The sequence below is a fragment of the Saccharomonospora saliphila YIM 90502 genome, from assembly GCF_000383795.1.
Lineage (GTDB): Bacteria > Actinomycetota > Actinomycetes > Mycobacteriales > Pseudonocardiaceae > Saccharomonospora > Saccharomonospora saliphila.
Window position 1 is genome coordinate 4,177 of the sequence record NZ_KB912720.1, and the last position, 2,648, is coordinate 6,824.

3 protein-coding genes and 1 pseudogene are annotated in these 2,648 nt (G+C 73.7%); 1 reads left to right on the plus strand and 3 read right to left on the minus strand.

The features are described 5' to 3' along the window. Positions 1-249: pseudogene (locus SACSA_RS26945) on the minus strand (hypothetical protein); the annotation flags it as partial. 339 nt (positions 250-588) lie between these two features. After that, positions 589-1,611 carry an alpha/beta fold hydrolase gene (locus tag SACSA_RS0118485; protein WP_019819213.1) on the minus strand — a complete coding sequence of 341 codons (1,023 nt, stop codon included), beginning with the start codon at positions 1,609-1,611 and terminating at the stop codon, positions 589-591. A gap of 88 nt (positions 1,612-1,699) precedes the next feature. On the opposite strand from SACSA_RS0118485, the gene SACSA_RS0118490 reads away from it, so the two are divergent. Next, positions 1,700-2,368: a TetR/AcrR family transcriptional regulator gene (locus tag SACSA_RS0118490; RefSeq protein ID WP_028662023.1), complete on the plus strand. Its 669-nt coding sequence runs from the start codon at positions 1,700-1,702 to the stop codon at positions 2,366-2,368. Positions 2,369-2,388: 20 nt separating this feature from the next. On the opposite strand, the gene SACSA_RS26395 is transcribed toward SACSA_RS0118490, so the two are convergent. After that, on the minus strand, positions 2,389-2,648 hold a 260-nt coding region (locus SACSA_RS26395), incomplete at its 5' end, for an alpha/beta fold hydrolase (protein ID WP_028662024.1).

Sequence of the window (2,648 nt, forward strand, 5' to 3'; positions counted from 1 at the left end):
GCCGGCCTCGGTGCCGGAGCCGGGGCCCGGGGAGGCGTCCGAGCCGGCTCCGGGCCCGGCGACCCCGGCAGCCGTGTCCTTCGCTCCGGGCGTGTTCCTGCCCGTTGTGCCCTTTTCCGCGGTGTTCTTTCCGGCTCTGTTCTTTCCGGCTGTGCGCCTCGCCTCGGCTTTGTCCTTGCCCCGGGAGGCGCGCCCGCGACCGGACGTCGTTCCCGCCCCGTCGCGGGCGGGGGCGCTCGACCCGGCCACCCGCTTCTCCTTCTTCTCCGTCGCGGGCTCACCGCCTCGACCGGATCGCCGTTTCGTCGTGCTGGGCCGTTTGCCCGACCGGGACCGCGCATCGGAGTCGGTGCCACCCCGGCCACTCTCGTCGTGCGGGACACGGGCGCTGGCGGAGGACGAACGGGACCGCTCACCGCCCCGCGCGTGGCTGTCTCGTGCTCCTTCTGTTACCCGATCCACGACCTCAGCGTGCCATACTGACGCCGCCGCGAACGTCGGTGGCTCGCCACGGACGGCGGATTTCACGTCACCCGAACAGCCGATTCTCGCTGGCCCGGCAACCGACAGCACACGTCTGGCCCCCGGTCACCACCTCCCGTCCTCGGCGTGCTCCCACAGGCCGAGCACCGCCCGGGCCACGGTCACCGGCCGCTCCATCTGCGCCACGTGTCCCGTGCGCGGCAGCACGAGCAGCCGGGCGCGCGGCATCACCCGCGCCGTCCTCGGCGCGCGGCGCACCGAGATCACCCGGTCCTGCATGCCCCACACGACGAGGGTCGGCACGGTGATCGAGGGCGCCACCGTCCACAACGACCCCGGGCCGCGGGTGAACCACGTGCGGAAGATCTCGGCGGTGCTGCGCGCCAGCGCTCGCTGCGCCCACGCCAGGGACACCCGCTCGCCGTGCTCGACCGCCAGCTCGTCGAGCCGGTGCTCCGGGAACGCGGCCGGGTCGGCGACGCAGAGCCGGATCACCTGCTCGGCCCGCTCCCGTGGGCTCAGCGCGGCCAGGCGCCTGCGCACCGGCTTACCCACCAGCGGAAGCGAGGCCAGCACGAGCCGGGGGTCGGACAACCTGCGCGGGTCGGGCCTGCGGTCGGGCACGGCGGGCGAGACGAGCGTGAGCGTGCGCACCAGCTCCGGCCTGCGCGCCGCGACCAGCATCGCGATCGCTCCACCCATGGAGTTGCCCAGCAGGTGTACCGGTCCGGGGCAGTGCGCGGTGATGTAGTCGGCGACGACCTCGGCGTGGGCGCTCAGGCTGAAGGTGAACTCGGCCGCCGGTTCGGAGAAGCCGAACCCCGGCAGGTCGGGCGCGTGGCCCGCCGCGTGGGCGGACAGCAGCGCGGCGAGGTCGGTCCAGTTGGTCGACGACCCACCGAGCCCGTGCACGTAGACGGCGGTGCCGGTGGCGTCCTCTCCCCCCGGCGTCCGGCGCACGTGCAGGTCGAGGTCGCCGACCCGCGCCGACGCCCCCGGCCAGGGGGCCGCCGTGTCGTCGAGCGGGGGCAGCGGCGTGCGCGTCAGGGGAACGTGGGTCAGCGGTGGCCGCGACCGCTCGCGCGCGTCCGCGGCGCCGGCGAGCGGGCTCGGGAGGTTGTCGGACACAATTCCCAGGATGCCGCAGGGGAGCGGGTTTGGCGTGAGTGGCGTACGCACGAGTAATGTGCGGCGGGAGAAGACGATGGAGGCGGGGATGACCGACACGGCGCACGCGCAGGATCAGGCTGGGGACCGGGGGCCCGGCTCGGCACCGCTCGGACGGGGGGTCCGGCTACCGCGCACGGAGCGACGGGCGCAACTGCTCGACGCCGCCCAGCAGGTCTTCGCGGCGAACGGCTATCACGCCGCGGCCATGGACGAGATCGCCGATCGGGCCGGTGTCAGCAAACCGGTGCTGTACCAGCACTTCCCCGGCAAGCTCGACCTCTACATCGCGCTGCTGGAAAGCCACGTCGAGCACCTGGTGACGGCCGTGCAGCGTGCGCTGTCGTCCACCACCGACAACAAGCAGCGCGTCAAGAACGCGGTGGGGGCGTTCTTCGACTTCGTCAACGGCGACGCGGGCGCGTTCCGCATGGTGTTCGAGTCGGACCTGCGTGGCGAGCCCTCGGTGCAGGAGGCGGTCGACCGCGCGACCTCGGCCAGCGTGGACGCGATCACCGAGACGATCACCGCCGACGCCGGGCTCGACGAGGACAAGGCGCGCCTGCTCGCGGTCGGGCTCGTGGGCATGAGCCAGGTCAGTGCCCGGTTCTGGCTCAGCCAGAACAGCGCGATGAGCCAGGAGGAGGCGGTCGCGCTCACCTCCACCCTGGCCTGGCGCGGCATCGGCGCGGGCTTCCCCCTCACCGCCCGAGACTGACCCCGCCGACGGCACCACGCTCAGTGCGCGGGCGCCGGCCGGAGCGCGGGAGTGAGCAGGTCGGTCAGGTGCAGGGCGATGTCGTGGGCCCGTTCCTGGGGGAGCATGTGGCCCGCGCCCGGATACAGCACCAACCTGCCCGACTGCCACTCGTCGGCGATCACCCGGGCGTGCCGGGGCGGGCAGAGCCGGTCGGCGGTGCCCACGCACACGACACCCGGCACGTCGCGCAACCGCGCGAGCGCGGCACGCCGCTCGTGCCCCGAGATCGCGGTCTGGA